This is a genomic window from Tannerella forsythia (assembly GCF_003860135.1).
GTDB classification, from domain to species: Bacteria; Bacteroidota; Bacteroidia; order Bacteroidales; family Tannerellaceae; genus Tannerella; species Tannerella forsythia_A.
In genome coordinates this window covers 37,215-55,210 of the sequence record NZ_RQYN01000010.1, presented here as the reverse complement: position 1 = coordinate 55,210, position 17,996 = coordinate 37,215, and the positions used below count along the sequence as shown (strand labels likewise).

13 protein-coding genes and 1 tRNA gene are annotated in these 17,996 nt (G+C 47.7%); 5 read left to right on the top strand and 9 right to left on the bottom strand.

Annotated features, from left to right (window positions below; all coding sequences use genetic code 11):
- Position 1 precedes the first annotated feature (1 nt).
- Positions 2-2,632 carry an alanine--tRNA ligase gene (gene alaS / locus EII41_RS04395; RefSeq protein WP_124789576.1) on the bottom strand — a complete coding sequence of 877 codons (2,631 nt, stop codon included), beginning with the start codon at positions 2,630-2,632 and terminating at the stop codon, positions 2-4.
- A 99-nt stretch (positions 2,633-2,731) separates the two neighbouring features.
- Here alaS and EII41_RS04390 point away from each other — a divergent pair, with 99 nt between their 5' ends.
- The 4 genes from EII41_RS04390 to EII41_RS04375 all read left to right on the top strand — a co-directional run bounded on the left by EII41_RS04390 (position 2,732) and on the right by EII41_RS04375 (position 5,430).
- A complete protein-coding gene (locus tag EII41_RS04390) occupies positions 2,732-3,715 on the top strand; it encodes a M23 family metallopeptidase (protein ID WP_124789575.1) in 984 nt (327 codons plus the stop codon).
- A gap of 9 nt (positions 3,716-3,724) precedes the next feature.
- Positions 3,725-4,108 carry a MerR family transcriptional regulator gene (locus EII41_RS04385; protein ID WP_124789574.1) on the top strand — a complete coding sequence of 128 codons (384 nt, stop codon included), beginning with the start codon at positions 3,725-3,727 and terminating at the stop codon, positions 4,106-4,108.
- 11 nt (positions 4,109-4,119) lie between these two features.
- Positions 4,120-5,115 (top strand): calcium/sodium antiporter, encoded by a 996-nt coding sequence (locus EII41_RS04380; protein WP_124789573.1) that lies wholly within the window; start codon positions 4,120-4,122, stop codon positions 5,113-5,115.
- Between the two features lie 99 nt (positions 5,116-5,214).
- Positions 5,215-5,430 (top strand): hypothetical protein, encoded by a 216-nt coding sequence (locus tag EII41_RS04375; protein ID WP_124789572.1) that lies wholly within the window; start codon positions 5,215-5,217, stop codon positions 5,428-5,430.
- Positions 5,431-6,007: 577 nt separating this feature from the next.
- On the opposite strand, the gene EII41_RS04370 is transcribed toward EII41_RS04375, so the two are convergent.
- The 8 genes from EII41_RS04370 to EII41_RS04335 all read right to left on the bottom strand — a co-directional run bounded on the left by EII41_RS04370 (position 6,008) and on the right by EII41_RS04335 (position 17,102).
- Positions 6,008-8,263: a RelA/SpoT family protein gene (locus tag EII41_RS04370; protein WP_124751770.1), complete on the bottom strand. Its 2,256-nt coding sequence runs from the start codon at positions 8,261-8,263 to the stop codon at positions 6,008-6,010.
- Between the two features lie 14 nt (positions 8,264-8,277).
- Positions 8,278-9,873: a lytic transglycosylase domain-containing protein gene (locus EII41_RS04365; RefSeq protein WP_124789571.1), complete on the bottom strand. Its 1,596-nt coding sequence runs from the start codon at positions 9,871-9,873 to the stop codon at positions 8,278-8,280.
- 4 nt (positions 9,874-9,877) lie between these two features.
- Entirely contained in the window at positions 9,878-10,576 is a 699-nt protein-coding gene (locus EII41_RS04360; RefSeq protein ID WP_124789570.1) for a DUF5683 domain-containing protein, read from the bottom strand.
- Positions 10,577-10,595: 19 nt separating this feature from the next.
- On the bottom strand, positions 10,596-11,501 hold the full coding sequence (locus EII41_RS04355) for a ParB/RepB/Spo0J family partition protein (RefSeq protein ID WP_124751773.1): 906 nt from the start codon (positions 11,499-11,501) through the stop codon (positions 10,596-10,598).
- A gap of 3 nt (positions 11,502-11,504) precedes the next feature.
- A complete protein-coding gene (locus EII41_RS04350; RefSeq protein WP_124751774.1) occupies positions 11,505-12,269 on the bottom strand; it encodes a ParA family protein in 765 nt (254 codons plus the stop codon).
- Positions 12,270-12,546: 277 nt separating this feature from the next.
- A complete protein-coding gene (locus EII41_RS04345; protein ID WP_124789569.1) occupies positions 12,547-13,563 on the bottom strand; it encodes a S41 family peptidase in 1,017 nt (338 codons plus the stop codon).
- Positions 13,564-13,566: 3 nt separating this feature from the next.
- A complete protein-coding gene (locus tag EII41_RS04340) occupies positions 13,567-14,400 on the bottom strand; it encodes a DUF3316 domain-containing protein (protein WP_124789568.1) in 834 nt (277 codons plus the stop codon).
- Between the two features lie 20 nt (positions 14,401-14,420).
- Positions 14,421-17,102 (bottom strand): DNA gyrase/topoisomerase IV subunit A, encoded by a 2,682-nt coding sequence (locus tag EII41_RS04335; RefSeq protein WP_124789589.1) that lies wholly within the window; start codon positions 17,100-17,102, stop codon positions 14,421-14,423.
- A gap of 786 nt (positions 17,103-17,888) precedes the next feature.
- Between EII41_RS04335 and EII41_RS04325 the strand changes: the two genes are divergently transcribed.
- A tRNA-Ile gene (locus EII41_RS04325) sits at positions 17,889-17,962 on the top strand.
- Positions 17,963-17,996 lie beyond the last annotated feature (34 nt).

Sequence of the window (17,996 nt, the reverse complement as noted above, 5' to 3'; positions counted from 1 at the left end):
TTTATTTCAACCCGGCTTCTTCAAGGATGGTTTCTATGGCGGCGTTCAGACCGTCTTTCTTTTTGCCGCCGGCCGTGGCGAAATGCGGCTGTCCGCCGCCGCCGCCCTGAATGTGCTTGGCGCCGCTTTTAACGAGTCGTGAAGCATCCCATCCGTCGGCCACGAGCGCATCGCTGAGTGCGACAATCAGTCCGCATTTATCGTGATCCTCGATGCCCGCAACGAAACAGACCCGTTCGTCCTTCCGGCTTTCTCCTTTGATCTGGAAAGCAATGTCTTTGAAGATATCGAGGTTCCCTTCGCCGTTGAAGACAAACAGCTTGACCCCATTCCTTTCGATGGCACGAGACAAGATTCGTTGTTTGATCAGCACCGCTTTTTCTTTGATATATTCGCCCAACTGCTTCTTCAGTTCGCTGTTCTCCTCGATCGATTTGCGGATCGTCATGGCAAGGTTCGGCACATTATTGAACATGGCACGCAACTCGCGGATGGCATCCTGCGCAAGGTAGAACTGTTTCTCGGCGCTCTCGGCCGTTACCGCTTCGATACGACGCACTCCGGCCGCGATCGAACTCTCGTTCACGATATACATCGAACCGATCATCCCGGTCTTCGGGATATGCGTACCGCCACACAGCTCGACAGACGATCCATAGCGGACTACACGCACTTCGTCGCCATATTTCTCGCCGAAGAGCGCCATCGCGCCCATCGCTTTAGCCTCCGCGATCGGGATATCACGATATTCTTGCAGCGGAAAATCTTCACGTATCTTGCGGTTGACCGCCATCTCGACCTTGCGGATTTCTTCATCTGTCAGCTTCTGAAAGTGGGAGAAGTCGAAACGCAACGATTCGGGCGACACGTACGAACCTTTCTGTTCGACATGCGTACCCAGCACTTCACGCAACGCTTCGTGCAGTAAGTGCGTAGCCGAGTGATTACATTCGCAACGGATACGCATCTCCTTGTTGATTTGAGCGGTGAACGTACCGGACACTTCGTTCGGCAACTTTCGGGTCAGATGAACGGGTAAGTTATTTTCACGCTTGGTGTCGATGATCTCCGTCTTCTCGCCGTCCGGAGCGATCAGCCAACCGCAGTCGCCTACCTGTCCACCCATCTCGGCATAGAAAGGGGTCTTATCGAGTACGATCTGATACAGTTCTTTATTTTTTTGCTTGACTTTCCGGTAACGCAGAATCTCCGCATCGCACTCGAAATGATCATAACCGACAAAATCGGTTTCACCATCGCGAAGCACGACCCAGTCGCCGGTTTCGATCGTCGCGGCATTGCGTGCCCGCTCTTTTTGCTTCTGCATCTCCGCATCAAAAGCCTCGATATCGACGGTCATCTGATGTTCGCGCAAGATCAGCTCCGTGAGGTCGAGCGGGAAGCCGTACGTATCGTAAAGCACAAACGCATTCACGCCGTCCAGCATGCTCTGTCCGGCAGCTTTTGCTTCTTCTATTTTTTTATCCAGCATCCTGATACCGGTCTCAAGGGTACGCAAGAACGCATTTTCTTCTTCGCGCATCACTTTGCCGATCAGTTCCTGCTGAGCAACCAGCTCGGGGTATGCCGTCCCCATGGTGTCGATCAGAGCCGGAAGGAGCTTATACATGAATGCTTCGCGTCGGTCGAGGAACGTATATCCGTAACGCACCGCGCGACGCAGGATGCGACGGATGACATAGCCGGCCTTGGCGTTCGAAGGCAACTGTCCGTCGGTAATCGAGAAGGCGATGGTACGGATATGGTCGGCGATGACGCGCATCGCAACGTCTTTTTGCTTATCGGTACCATAAGGTGTCGACGTCATATCGGCAATGGCACGGATGATGGGCTGGAAGACGTCGGTATCGTAGTTCGAGGTCTTTCCCTGCAAGGCCATGCAAAGCCGCTCAAAGCCCATCCCCGTGTCGATCACATGGTTCGGAAGCGATTCGAGTGTGCCGTCGGCTTTGCGGTTATATTGCATGAACACGAGGTTCCATATCTCGATGACGAGCGGATGGTCTTGGTTGACGAGCGTGGCCCCGGGCACCGTCCGGCGTTCGCTCTCGGGACGCAGATCGACATGGATTTCGGAGCAGGGGCCACACGGACCGGTATCGCCCATTTCCCAGAAGTTATCGTGTTTGTTGCCTTCCAAGATATGATCGTGAGGCAAAAACTGTTCCCAGTATTGTGCCGCTTCATTGTCACGATCGATATTTTCGGACGGACTGCCCTCGAAAATCGTCACGTAGAGTTGTTCCGGATTGAGATGCAGACAATCGACGAGATATTCCCATGCCCAACCGATGATTTCTTTTTTGAAATAGTCGCCGAACGACCAGTTGCCGAGCATCTCGAACATGGTATGGTGGTACGTATCGTGTCCCACTTCTTCCAAGTCATTATGTTTCCCGCTGACGCGCAAACATTTTTGCGAATCCGCCACACGCGGATATTTAATCGGCACATTGCCGAGGATAATGTCTTTGAATTGATTCATCCCGGCATTGGTAAACATCAGGGTCGGGTCACCTTTGATAACCATGGGAGCCGAGGGTACGATATGGTGTCCTTTTGACGCAAAAAAAGACAGAAACGATTCACGAATTTCCTTTGCTGTTAGCATATTAATAAAAGAGGAATGCTTGTTAAAACCTTTCAAATATTTTGCAAAATTAGAGTAAAATCTTATATTTGCAACCTGATTTAAAGAAAGACTTTACGAATGGGACTGTTTAAGTCGAAGAAAATATACTATTTATATAATCCGGACACGTTGAATTATGAGCGCGTATATCCAACCGCCAAGCAACGTCTGTTTGCCGTAATCAGGCATCTGAGTGTCGGGCTTTTTTTCGGCGCCGTGGTCTTTTTTATTTTCATCAATACGTTCTCATCCCCCATGGAATCTTTGTTGCAGAAAGAGAACAAACTACTGCAAACACAGTATGAGGTACTCGATTTGCAACTCAGCGAGGCCTTGAAAGTGTTGGATGACATTCAGCAGCGAGACGAGAACTTGTACCGCGCGATTTTTCAGGCCCACTCGATTCCCGAATCGGTTCGTAAATCAGGATTCGGCGGTACGAACCGGTACGAGTATCTGACGAGTCTTTCGAACTCCGAACTGGTGATTGAAACGACGAAGAAGCTGGATATGCTGAAGAAGCAGCTTTATATCGAATCCAATTCGTTGGAAGAATTGATTGCCATGGGTAAAAATCTGGAAGAACGCAGTCGTTGCGTTCCGGCGATTCAACCGGTATCGAATAAAGACCTCAAAAGAACGGCTTCGGGATACGGGATGCGCATCGATCCGATTTACCGTACGCTCCGTTTTCATTCGGGCATGGACTTTTCCGCCCCTACCGGCACCGATATTTATGCCACCGGAAACGGTCAGGTCTCTTTCGTGGGCTGGCGACAAGGGTACGGCAATTGTGTAATCATCGATCACGGTTACGGTTACAAGACGTTGTATGGTCACATGGAGAAGTACTTCGTGCGCGTAGGGCAGAAAGTGACTCGCGGCGAGACGATCGGCACGGTCGGAAGTACGGGCAAATCGACCGGGCCTCACCTGCATTACGAAGTGTTGGTCAATAACAAGCCCGATAATCCTGCCAAATATTATTTCCAGGATCTGACCCCCGAAGAATATGACCAAATGCTCCAGATATCGGAGAATCACGGTCAGGTAATGGATTAAAGCTCTTTCATGGCTCTGAAACAAGAGAAAGTCGAAAAGTTATATTTCTCGATCGGAGAAGTAGCACACTTGTTTGGTTTGAATGAATCCACCCTGCGATTCTGGGAAAAAGAATTCGACGAAATCTCGCCCCGAAAAACGAAAAAAGGAACTCGCTACTATCGTCAGGAAGACATCGAACAAATCCGGTTGATTTATCATCTGGTGAAAGAACGCGGCATGACCTTATCCGGCGCGCGTCGCAGGCTGAAAGACAATAAAGAAGCGACGGTTCGTCTGCTCGAAATATCGGACAGACTCAAAGGAGTGCGCGCCGCTTTGGTTTCCATGATCGAGGCGCTGAACGAAGCAGAAAAAGAACAAGAAAACAAGAAGAACAATTACGAACCATAAACAAAGAACAAATGATAAACAATGACATTTTGGCAGTAGGAATGGTTATTGCCGGTTTGGTTTTAATTTTAGTCGGCGCCAATGCTTTGACCGATGGAGCGGCCGCCGTAGCCAAACGATTCCGCATCTCGAACTTAGTGATCGGTCTCACGATTGTGGCCTTCGGTACTTCGGCCCCGGAATTGGCGGTAAGCGTCGTCTCCGCCTTGAAAGGAAGCCCCGATCTGGCCATGGGCAATGTGGTGGGCAGTAATATTTTCAACACGCTCCTGATTGTAGGATGTACGGCAGCGATCGTTCCGTTGGGAGTGCTTAAAAGCACGATTACGAAAGAAGTTCCCTTATGTATTTTAGCATCGGTCGTGCTGCTGGTATCGGCCAACGACATCTTAATCGATGGTGCGACCGAAAATATCCTCACCCGTTCCGACGGCGTGATTCTGATCGGTTTCTTTCTGATATTTTTCGGCTATACGTTTGCGATTGCCCGTAATCACACGGAAGGAGACGAGACGGAAACGGTAAAAGATATGCCGATCTGGAAATCCGCCCTGTTTATCGTAGCCGGATTGGCCGGGTTGATTTACGGCGGACAGTTCTTTGTCGACGGTTCTTCGCAGATTGCCCGAAGCCTCGGCGTAAGTGAGTCGGTCATCGGACTGACGCTGGTGGCCGGAGGCACGTCGTTGCCGGAATTAGCCACCTCGGTCGTGGCGGCATGGAAGAAGAACCCGCAGATGGCGATCGGGAACGTAGTCGGTTCGAACCTGTTCAATATCTTTCTGGTACTGGGCGTCAGCTCCTCCATTTACCCATTGCGTGTACAAGGCATTACGCTTCTCGACTATGCCGTTATGCTCGGCTCCTGCGTGCTGCTGTTCATCTTCGGAAGGTTCTTCAAGAAGCAGATCATCACGCGTTGGGAAGGCATCGTCATGGTACTCTGCTTTCTGGCCTATATGACGTATTTGGTGCTGAATGCTCAGGCAACGACAAGCCCGGTGTAAGGCGCTGTTTTCGGTACGCAAACCCGATCGCGTCAAACGTCGGAAGGCTTTTCCCAATCCGGCCAATCTCTCTCTGAGGTGAAACGGAAGACCAAAAAGGTGAAACAGATCACCTCGGAGATGAAACGGAACACTAAAATGACGATACGGAATACCAAAATGACGATACGGAACACCCAAATGACGATACGGAACACCCCGGAAAGGATATGGAAGACCTCGGGAGGTGAAACGGAACATCAAAAAGGTGAAACGGAAGACGAATTTGGAGAAACAGATCACCTCGGAGACGAAACGGAACACCTCCGGAAGTGAAACGGAACCTTAAAAAGGTGAAACGGAACGTCAATCAGGTATAACGGAAGGTCAAAAAGGTATAACGGAAGAGCTTTGAGGTGAAATGAAAAGCCTCCAAGGTTAAACATATCGTCGATACGGTCAAACGTTTGGCATAAAAAGCCAATGGTTTAGCCCGATTTCTTAAAAGCTTTTCGATTTCATTTCTTTTTTATCCCCGTTTTTAATCCAAATTACGCGATACACTGTTCGGCGTTTACCATTAATAACTATTATATCAGGCTTACAGCCCTCTGCCGGGATGCGATGTCTTTTTCCCCAACGCTTTGCATTGGGCTGAATTAAGGCGCCCTTTCAGGGCTTTTGTTTAATTGTTAATTGTCAATGGTTAATTGTTATACCGGGTACATGGTTCGGCGTGTACCATGCATAACCATTGACAATTAACCATTGACAATTATTTAACTAAGGGCTGAAAGCCCGAATTATTTCAGCCCCATCCCGTAAGGGTGGGGTATCAACATCCGGACCTTGTTCGGAGGGCTGAAGGCCTGAATTAAATTCATGCTTATTTGTTCTATCGCGGAATCCGGGTTTAATCCGCAATTCGGGCGATTGATTTCACGTTTTTAATTTTGGAAAGGATGACACACATTTTCTGAATATCTTCTACATTGTGTACCATCATTTTAATTTTTCCTTCAAATACTCCGTCTTTGGCTTCGATAGATAGTTTCTGAATATAGACGTTGAAATCTTCCGAAATCGTTTTCGTAATCGTGTTTAAAACGCCCAGAGAATCGATTCCTTTGATTTCGAGGGTGGCTTCGAACGAAGTATTGATATGATTGCTCCATACGATGGAAAGAATCCGTTCGCCGAAACTGCTTTTCAGGCGTGTGGCGATGGGACAGGATATTTTATGCACGACCACATTGCCGTCGTCATTGATAAAACCCAATGCTTCATCGCCCGGAATGGGTTTACAGCAACTGGCAACGACATAATTTCGATCGAATTTATTTTCGCTGAGCACATAAGGTTTTTTCCGGTCGTACTGCGAAAGTTTCTTTTTATGATTCTCCGGTAAAACGGTTATCTGTATTTCTTTCTTCTTCCCTACCCGAAGCGCCTGTTTGAGATATTTAAAAAGCACATTGTCCGTCTTCTCCTGAATCACTTTTTTCAGATTATCCGAGAGAAGCACATCGCCTTTTTCAATCGCATAACAGAAATCCTCACGCGACGAAAATCCGTAATAAATCGCCATCTTATCCATCCGTGAAGTGGTGGGTTCCATACCGGCTTTCTTGAAAGCCTCCAACAACTTCTGTTCTCCTTCCTTCACCGTCTCTCTGCGTACGCGCTTGAGATAAGCCTCGATTTTGGTCCGCGCCTTGGCCGTAACGACATAATTCAACCATTCCGGAAGCGGTCGTTGCGATCGGGAAGTCAGAATTTCAACCTGATCTCCATTCGATAACGGATGGCTCAACGGAACAAGCCGGTGATTCACTTTGGCACCGATGCAGTTATTCCCGATATTCGTATGCAGGGTATATGCAAAATCAAGCGCCGTGGCTCCCTGAGGAAGGGTCTTGATGTCGCCTTTGGGCGTAAAAACAAAAATCTCGGACGAGAAAAGATTCATCTTGACCGTATCCAGAAAATCGAGCGAATTCGGATTCGGGCTTTCCAATATTTCGGTAATCGTAGCCAGCCATTTATCCAGCTCCGTATCTTCTTCGATGTTTTTCTCTTTATATTTCCAGTGAGCCGCAAAACCTTTCTCGGCAATGTCATCCATCCGCCGACTGCGAATCTGTATTTCGATCCATTGCCCGTCAGGCCCCATCACCGTGAGATGAAGCGCCTGATAACCGTTCGATTTCGGACGACTCACCCAGTCTCGAAGACGATCGGGACGGATGCGATAAATATCGGTAATGGCCGAGTAAATATCCCAACAAAGATTCTTTTCATCCACGCCTTCTTTCGGCTCGAAGATGATGCGAACGGCAAAAAGATCGTACACATCTTCAAACGGAATATTCTTGGCCGTCATCTTATTCCAAATCGAATACGCCGATTTGACACGAGCACGCATCTCATACGTCAAACCCATATTCTGTAGCTTCTGGTCTACGGGCTTGGCAAACTTTTCGAACAGCCGCTGACGGGCAGCCTCGGTAGCTTTCAACTTCTGATTGATGTTCTCGTATTCCTGCGGATGTTCATACTTGAAACTAAGGTCTTCAAACTCCGTTTTGATGGCAAATAATCCGAGCCTGTGTGCCAACGGAGCATACAAATACAACGTTTCGCCCGCAATCTTATACTGCTTGGCCGGCAACATGGAAGTAAGCGTACGCATATTGTGCAGACGGTCTGCCATCTTAATGAGGATCACGCGAATATCACTGCTCATGGTCAGCAACAACTTGCGGAAGTTTTCGGCTTGCGCCGATGCCTGCTCATCAAAAATAACTCCACTGATCTTCGTCAGTCCGTCTACGATCTGAGCAATCTTATCATCGAACATGTCACGAATATCCTCGACCGTATATTCCGTGTCTTCCACTACATCGTGCAACAAAGCGCAACAGATGGAAGTAGAGCCGAGCCCCATCTCATTACATACGATACGGGCCACTGCCAAAGGATGCATGATATAAGGCTCTCCCGAACGACGCCTTACTCCTTTATGCGCCTGACGGGCAAAATGAAACGCTTTGGTGATACGTTCAATCTTCCGTCGGTGATTCGTATGAAAATAATCATCCAGCAAACGGTTGAATTCCTCCTGCACCATTTGCTCTTCCGTAGCGAGCAGCTCTTCTTGTGTATTCATGTTTTTTTCCTCTATCACCCTACCGGTATCTTCAATATCTGACCGGCATGAATGGTTGAACTCTTCAACCGGTTAGCCGACTGGATTTTCGCAACCGTAACTCCCGGATATTTCCGGGCAATCTTCATCAGGGAATCTCCCGATCTTACCTTATACGACACATATCCTTTCCGACTATTCGTTGACTTTTTCTGACTTTGAGATTTGACGGTTGATGAGGACGATGGGGTCGTCTGAGAAACCGTCGCCGCGATTGCCGCCAAACTACCGCTTTCTTGCTGTGTGCTCGCTCCATAACTGATACCTCCGTTATCGACGTGAATCACCAGCCGCTTTCCACGCGGCACCCGGTTTGACTTCAACCGGTTCCATTTGCGAATATTTTGGGCCGTAACCCCGTATCGATTCGCAATGATATAAAGATTCTCACCGGATGCCACGGTGTGCTTGATCGTCTCCTTCGTTGAGTTCGTAACGCCCTTTGCCGCGGCAGACAGTTCACCTTCGGGCATGCTGTTTCCCAAAAGCTCTTCCGCCCGATGAAGATTGATCGTATCCTGATGATCAATATAAGCATACGTGGCCTGCACGGGCAGTTTAAGTACGGAAGGCCTGATGTTGCCCGGAATAATCTCGCGTTTATACTGCGGGTTAAAAGTCCTCAGAAGTTCCATGTCTACTTTCAGAAGATCGGAGACCTGTTGCAGATGTAGCATTTTTCGGACCATGACCGTGTCCGAAGCAACCGACAGGCTCGTCTGCATCGGACAGAGATTATGCTCGCAATGATACGTCATAATATACGTTGCGGCAATAAAAAGAGGCACGTATGAGCGTGTTTCCTTCGGTAAATAGGGAAAAATATCCCAAAAATTCGTTCGTCCCCCGGCGCGCCGGATCGCTTTGTTTACATTACCGGGGCCGCAATTGTACGAGGCCAGCACCAAATGCCAGTCGCCGAAGGTCGCATACATATCTTTAAAGTAACGACAAGCCGCATGAGTGGATGCATACGGGTCTAATCGTTCGTCAATCAGACTATTGATCTCCAATCCGTAGAGTTTTCCGGTAGGAAGCATAAACTGCCAGAGGCCGGCAGCTCCGACCCTCGACAAAGCCCGCGGATTGAGTGCGCTCTCGACAACAGCCAGATATTTCAATTCGAGCGGTAAATCATATTGATCTAAGATTTGTTCGAAAATCGGGAAATACAAATCCGCCATCCCCATCATGTACCGTACCAGGTCGCGACGACGGTCGGCATACAGGCTGATACAATTACGTACGATCGGATTATAATCGAGCGGAATAATACTGGGAATACGGGCTAACCGGTCGCGGTAAATTTCATCGGCAAAATAAACGTTTTCATGGTCGTCCAGACAATGCTTCTCCGTCTGTGAGAAATACTGGGCGTGCCAGCCTTGAAGCAAGGTTTTCACATTTTCGTCCATTACTTCAGGTATCAGTCCGATCGCTTCATAGGCCGAGTCGGCCGACAAAACGGAGTAGCTTGTCATGTCCGGACGGGAACCGCTGCGATCGCCTTGGGCCGAAACAGCCGACACCATCAGACTGCATATCCATAGGGCAAAAAGAATCTTCTTCATATCATTAAAATTTTATACTACAATTGAGTCCGTATAGTTGCGGACTGTAACTTGTGCGAGGTACCACAACAGGCTCGAGATGCAAAGACAGATCGCTCGATATATCGAAGTCGAACAGCTGTGCATCAACGTAAGAATCTGCAATACAAAGAAAATACCACGCAACGGTGAGAATAATACTCAGATCGCGATAACGACGGTAATAGTCTTTTCCGCTTTTCAGATTACTTCTGAAGTTCGCATTCGAGATATAATCTTTCGGGTCCCGGCCTGCCGGCACAAAATTCTTCCAACTCGAATGCCACGTATCGGGTTTCACCGGGTCATCCGTGACGATATGCAGATAAGCTTCCGAATAGTCCCGATAGTTTTTGTTATTCCACGTCACGGCATAAACGAATCCCATGAATCCTCCGTACACAAGAGGTAATTTCCAATATTTCCGGTTATAAATCTGCCCCAATCCGGGAAAAATGGCCGAATAAACAACCGCTTTTTTCGGATTGGGCTTGAACGAAACAGGCGTACGGCTCATGCGCACGGTGTCTATCCCCTGCCATGGCTCCATAGCTACATTGGCCGGTATACGGATCGTATCTTCTGCCGCCGTAATCACTTCCTGCGCTTTTCCTTCCGTAGAGAAGCCCATCCAGCCCACGACACACAACCCAACACCGATTATTTTCCGACACCGATCCTTCATGAGATACCTCTCTCTTGATTTATCCTTCTTTCATACGGTCTAAAAGTCCCATGATACTTTCCAATTCTCCTTCCGACTGAAACGGTATCGTGATCTTTCCTTTTCCGCTTTCTTCGTTGTATGTCAGCTTTACCTTCGTTTGAAAGAACGATGACAGATGCTCCTTGAGAATTTTAAATTCTTCCGGCAGAATTTTGCGGGAAGGTTGTGGCGAGGGCGCCTCCTCCTGAGGTTTCACTTCTTCTCCGGCCAAAGCATTGCGCGCCAGCTCTTCTACATTTCGGACGGATAATCCTTGCGTGATGATCTGCTCATAAAGGGCCAGTTGGACTTCGGGATCATCGATCGAAATCATGGCACGTGCGTGCCCCATATCAATCCGTCGATCTTTCAACCCGACTTGTATCTCTGCCGGAAGTTTCAAGAGACGCAGATAGTTGGCAATCGTTGTCCGTTTTTTCCCGACACGTTCGCTCAGCTCTGCTTGTGTGAAACCATTCGAATCAATCAGCTTCTGATAAGCCAGAGCCGTTTCGATCGCGTTCAAGTCTTCCCGTTGTATGTTTTCGATCAGGGCTATCTCCGCGATGTTTTCATCGGCAGATGTTTTAATATAAGCCGGTATTTTTTCGAGTCCGGCTTTAACAGCCGCGCGATAACGACGTTCACCGGCAATGATCAGGTATTTGCCCGCGCCCGTATCTTTCAGGATAATGGGTTGAATAACCCCGTAAGTGCGAATTGATTGAGCAAGCTCGTTGAGCGTATCTTCTTCGAAGATCGAACGGGGCTGGTCCGGATTGGGTTCAATCTGTGCCAGCTCGATCTCGTTGATCGAGGAAGAGCCGCTTGTCGTCACTTCGTCGGGCGGCGTAAGAAGCGCCTCTAACCCGCGTCCTAATCTGTTTTTATTCGGTTTTGCCATCTGTTATTTATTTTTCTCAATGATTTCCTGTGCCAGTTGCATGTGATTGGCAGTCCCTTTCGAGTCCGCATCATAAAGCAAAATGGGGCTTCCGAAACTCGATGCTTCCACTAATTTGACATTTCGCTGAATAACCGTTTTGAACACCAAATCCTGAAAGGGGCGTTTCACCTCTTCATAAATCTGGTTAGCCACTCTCAGACGCGAATCATACATGGTAATCAGAAAACCTTCAATTTCCAACGCCGGATTTAATTTCGACTTGATAATCTTAATCGTGTTCAGCAATTTACTGATTCCTTCCAGCGCAAAATATTCACACTGAACAGGGATAATAACCGAGTCGGCAGCCGTAAGCGCATTCACCGTAATCAGTCCCAACGACGGAGAACAGTCGATCAAAATGTAGTCATACGCATTTTTTAATGGCTGAATGATCCGCTTTAAAATTTGCTCTCGCTGCTCCATATTCAGCATTTCGATTTCTGCCCCTACCAAATCGATATGTGACGGAAACACATCCAATCCTTCCAATTCGGTCTTTACGATTGCCTTCTGCGGTTCCTCACCATTGATAAGACATTCGTAAAGAGAACAGTCCAGATTTTTGATATCAATACCTAATCCCGAGGAGGCGTTAGCCTGCGGGTCGGCATCGATTACCAGCACCTTTTTCTCTAAAGCCGCTAACGATGCAGACAAATTGATGGTCGTGGTGGTCTTCCCAACACCGCCTTTCTGATTTGCTAATGCGATAATTTTTCCCATAGTGTTCTTTTGTTTTTATTACAATCGCGCGTATTTGTTTCCGTATTTTATCCCTGCTATTGTAACTTGCAAAGGTATGGATTTTTTTTTATTTTCACTTCGCCGTTGCTCTGCCTTATCGAAAGAACTCCGCCAAAGCCCTCTCAAACCGCTTATAAATAATATGTAAAAATCAACAAACCACACTATTCCCCTCTCGGTCAGATCTACATAGAACGCTTTCTCAGAAAGTATCCTGACATGAAACCACACAACAGCCTGAAAATTTATACATGACTCAATTTTGTTTCGTCTTTGAAGTAATGTAGCGAATCGCTTCTTCGATGATGGTGTCTTTCCCTTTCTTCATGTCTTCACTCTTCATGTCTACTTTGATATCCGGGTCGATACCGTTTTCGGTATGTTGTTTCTCGGCATCGAGCATGGGAGAGGCTGAAAAGCGCACCGTCCATCCGTTAGGAAGCTCAGAGTTAAAGGGGAGTCCGCTCCCTCCTCCTGTCCGGTCCCCCATAATAGTCACCTGATCAAGAAGCCGCATTTTATTCACAAAGTCGTTCGTCGCACTGTAACTGTGGCGGTTGGTCAGCACCACGACCGGGCGCATCCAACGAAGGCGGTTCGAGGGCTCCAGCTCGATCGGGTATGGTTCGGAAAAAGCGTCATGCGCAGGTCCCGTCTTATGGAGGATATATCCGGCAACGATTTTCTTTTTCAGAAAGCGCGAGGCTATGCGGTCTGAATTCGTCAGTGAGCCGCCACCGTTATCACGCACATCAATGATCAATCCTTGGCATTTCCGGAAAGCAAAAAGAACTTCGTCCAGATTTTTCTCCCCGACACTGTTCGAGAAACTTCCGTAGTAAATATAGCCGATTTTCGTTTCCGGTAATTGCAGGTACTTCATCCCCCCGGCAATCGAATAACGGGTTCCGAGGTAGTTCTTTTGTATTTCCCGATTAAAGTTGGAAGGATAATCTTCGTACCACGACCAGTAACGGGCAACATTAAACGGCGATACGAGATTCGTATGCCCGTCCTTCAGTTCGGCCAGCATATTTCCCAACAAATCGAACAGCTTGTATCGATCCATCGTATCCGTTACCTGAGGGCTATACTTTTGATAGACCTCATCCCAATTCACATCTTTATATCCGAAGAAACAGTAATGTTCATCCATGATGGTCCAGAGCGCTTCGAAATTGGCACGCGCATCCATCGTATAATCATCCGCCTTCTCACACGATGAAAACAACACCCCCACAAAGAGTAACAGACCTTTTAAATAATGTTTCATCCCTCAATAATATGCACTTTGATACAAATGCGTTTTTCGAAGACGCTTACCGCCCAGCGAGATCAGTTCCTTCACCATCCCGACCATAAAACTGTGCGACACATAATTGGCGTGAATGCCATTCACTTTCGTATGATAAAGATCATTCAGATAGCCCAAACGAACCGTCCAATTGCCGACAGGCAAATCGACTGTCAGATAGTTACGGAGAGCCCACTTATTGTGCAGAGAAAAGAATTGAACAACACCGTCCGAATTACCGACACCGAATATTTCGTAATACGACTGTCCGTAATGCGGCGAAAAAAGCGCTCCCGCTATCGGAATATCGGTCTGGTAACGTGCCGTCAACGGATAATGACGCAGACGAAAAGTATAAATGGCTGCTGCCGAGAGACTCATATCCAGATCCACGTGTAACGCTGCCAGGTTGTTGCCGTTTTGCATGTTATAGACAAAACCGAACATAGCGCCGGCCGAGCCTCCCGCCAGAATTTTCAGTCTCGGAGCGGGACGGAAATGATAATGCAAGCCGTAAGCATAATCGATGAAGCCCGCATAAGCGCGACTGGTTCCCGCAGGATGACCCACAGTCGACAAATCGAGGAGAAGCGTCTGCTGCCGGGAGATACGCGGACGTATCAGCTTCATCCGTTCATTCAGCACGTTGATCCCCCAACCATCGTATTTAATGGCCGAGAGGTAGGTGTTCTTGATCTTATATCGTCCGCAACCGATCAGTGTCGCCTCATTCACAGAACGGGGCGGCTCATCCGCTTGTGCACACAACGAAAGAACGAATACCGAAAAAAAAAGGAAACAAACGGTTTTTCTCATACATTTATCTTTCTATTCTTCTATACATCAAAGAGGTTCATCTGTTCCTCACGTTCTTCCGGTTCTTCATCGTGTATGGTTGCCGGCCTGTTCTCTTCTTCTTTAGGAGCAAAACGCACCGGTTCCAGCTCATTAACAGTCTCTATCTGATAGGTGCTGATACGTTTCCCTCTCGCTTTGACACTCTTGACGCCGATAAACTGTTCGGCATCGACTGTCAGCGGCTCACGGAAGCTATCGTGTCCCCCGAACAGCACTTCGATGCGAGGATACGCCTCGTCGGTAAGCAGGAAGAGGCGGTGCTCCGGGTTCTCTCCCATCAGATTTTGTCGCTTCCCACCGGCATCGAGCTGGAAACGTTTGAGATAAACGTATTTTTGGTCGGCATCGTAGAGCACGGCCGTCCATATCTTACGACTGTCATACCGTTCGATCAGGAGGATATTTTCTTCATAATGATTACTCAGGTCGAAGTCGGTGGTATAAAATTCTCCACTGCGGAGCACGACCAGAATCTGGTCATCGCTCTGGAATTCTCCCAGTTCTTCGCCACGGCCATCGTAGTTGAGGCGTAACACATCACGATCGAACCATACCTGACGTCCGCCAAGTGTAGAACTACCTTTCTGCTTCAACGTAATTTTATGTATCTCGGCTTTCGTCAAAAGATTTCCCATCGAGGCACGGCCTTTGATTAAAATCTCGCTGAAATCTTTCTCGAAAACGAGTGTCTTCTGACGCAACTTGGGTTTAAGAATCACTTTTACCGTCTCGGCCTCTCCATTCGGATTAGCACTGAAATAGAGGATACGCGAGCCTTCGACACCTCTCGTTACGGTATATTCTTTATCGCGCGTAACCCCCGTAACGGCAAATCGCTTGATAAAGTTTCGCCCTATTTTTCCGTCACGGTAGATGACATTGTAAATCGTACGACTGTCGTTCCGTTTGAAAACATTGACGTAAATAACGCCCTTGCCGACAAAGATTTTATCGCTCACGCGTATAACCTTATATGTGCCATCGCGGTAGAACAGAATGATATCGTCGATGTCGGAACAATTGCAGACAAACTCGTCCTTTTTCAAGCTCGTACCGATAAATCCTTCGTTACGGTCGATGTACAGTTTCTCGTTGGCTTCAACCACTTTCGTGGCCTCGATGGTGTCGAAACTGCGGATTTCCGTACGTCGCGGATAAGCAGCACCGTATTTCTCTTTCAATAACGAAAACCACGCCACCGTATAGCCGACCATATTGGCCAGATGTTTTTCAACCTGCGCGATGTCTTTCTTCAACTGGGCGATCAGTTTTTCGTTTTTGTCGGCGTTAAACTTCAAGATGCGTCCCATTTTGATCTCCATCAGTCGAAGGATATCGTCGCGGGTGATGTCACGGATCAGATCGGGTTTGAAAGGCTCCAGTCGTCGGTCGATATGCGCCACGGCCTTATCCATATCCTTCGCGTTCTCAAACTCCGTATCTTTATAGATGCGCTCTTCGATAAAAATCTGCTCCAGCGAAGCGTAAAAGAGCGATTCGAGCAATTCACTTTTCTGAATCTCCAGTTCACTGCGCAACAAGCTCAGTGTCTGATCGGCCGAGTGACGCAACACATCGCTGACCGACATGAAGCGCGGCTTGTTGTCTTCGACGACACAGCAGTTCAGATAAATGCTTTTTTCGCAGTCGGTAAAGGCATAAAGCGCATCGATCGTCTTATCGGATGATACGCTCGGCGCCAAATGAATCAGAATCTCGACATCTTTGGCGGTATTGTCATCCACTTTGCGGATTTTAATTTTGCCTTTATCGTTCGCCTTGATGATCGAGTCGATCAGCGACCCGGTCGTGTGACCGAACGGGATTTCCGTAATGACGAGCGTTTTATTGTCGAGCTTGCCGATCTTCGCACGCACTTTGACCATACCTCCGCGACCACCGTCGTTATATTTCGAGACATCGATCAACCCACCCGTCTGAAAATCGGGATACAATTTGAACTCCTCACCTCGCAGATGTGCAATTGAAGCGTCGATCAGCTCGTTAAAGTTATGCGGTAGAATTTTAGACGACAGTCCGACGGCAATACCTTCGGCTCCCTGAGCAAGCAACAGCGGAAATTTGATCGGTAAGCTAACCGGCTCTTTATTACGACCGTCGTATGAGAGTTTCCAAAGAGTTGTTTTAGGGTTGAACACCGTCTCGAGAGCGAATTTCGAGAGGCGCGCTTCGATGTATCGCGGTGCGGCGGCGCTGTCGCCCGTCAGGATATTCCCCCAGTTTCCTTGGCAGTCAATCAGCAGGTCTTTTTGTCCCAGCTGCACCAAAGCATCGCCGATCGACGCATCGCCGTGCGGGTGAAATTGCATCGTTTGCCCTACCACGTTGGCCACTTTGTTATAACGGCCGTCATCGATCCGCTTCATCGCATGCAGGATACGCCGCTGAACCGGTTTCAATCCATCGTTGATATGCGGTACGGCACGTTCAAGAATCACATACGAGGCATAATCGAGAAACCAGCTCTGATACATACCCGGCAGATGATGGACCGCGTCGCCTCCTCCCTGTACAGTGTAGCCGGAGCGTGAAGGCAATACGTCTCCTTCTTCTACGATCTCATCCGACTCCGATGTTTTAGATATTTCATCGTCAGAATATGCGTTTTCATTTGCCCGGACTTCTTCGTCGGGCTGCATTTCTTCGTCTCGTTCTCGTTCAGTCTGATTCTCTTCTGCCATGTGCTTAGCCTCTATCATTCACGCCCTGCAAATGTACATGAAAAAGTTGGAATCGCAAATAAAGCCATCCGCTCGTCGGACGCAAATCGACCGTATCTTTACGCACCAAAAAACCGATGATTGACTCTCTCAATACGAGGATTACAATCCGTTTATAAACAATGAATTTAAAAGGGCAAAATTCTCCTATAAGACCATTTAAATTGTCTTATAGGGGAATTTAAATGGTCTTAGCAGAGAGTTTAAATTGTCTTAGCAGACAATTTGGAGAGGCTACGCAACAGCCACATATTGTCTTGTAGCCGGCATCAATTTGCACCCATCCAACACTCGTTTTTCTACAGAAAATATGAAGCCCAAATTAGGCGATATACGATTTGAGATGTACCATGCATAACCATTGACTATTAAATTATATATATCAGATTTACAGCCCTTTATTGAAATACATTCTTCCCCCCCCAACGCTTCGCATTGGGCTGAATTAACACGCCCTTTCAGGGCTTTTACAGCTGTCAATGATCAGGTTTCACCGTAATTTAATTGTTATGGAAAAATGAAAAACGAAGAATGAAAAACGAAAAGTCCTCATTTAATTGTGAATGGTTATTCTTTACTGCTTTAACTACTTTGACTACTTTTGACTACGTTTTTCACTTTTCACTGTCTTTAAAAACAGATTTGCGGATTTCGATTAAAACGCTTACCTTTGCTCGCGATTTTTGAACATCGTTTCCAAGAATCGGTCCCATAGCTCAGTTGGTTAGAGCACCTGACTCATAATCAGGGAGTCCTTGGTTCAAGCCCAAGTGGGACCACGCGTTGGATGCATTTGTGCAAAATGCTTTTTTA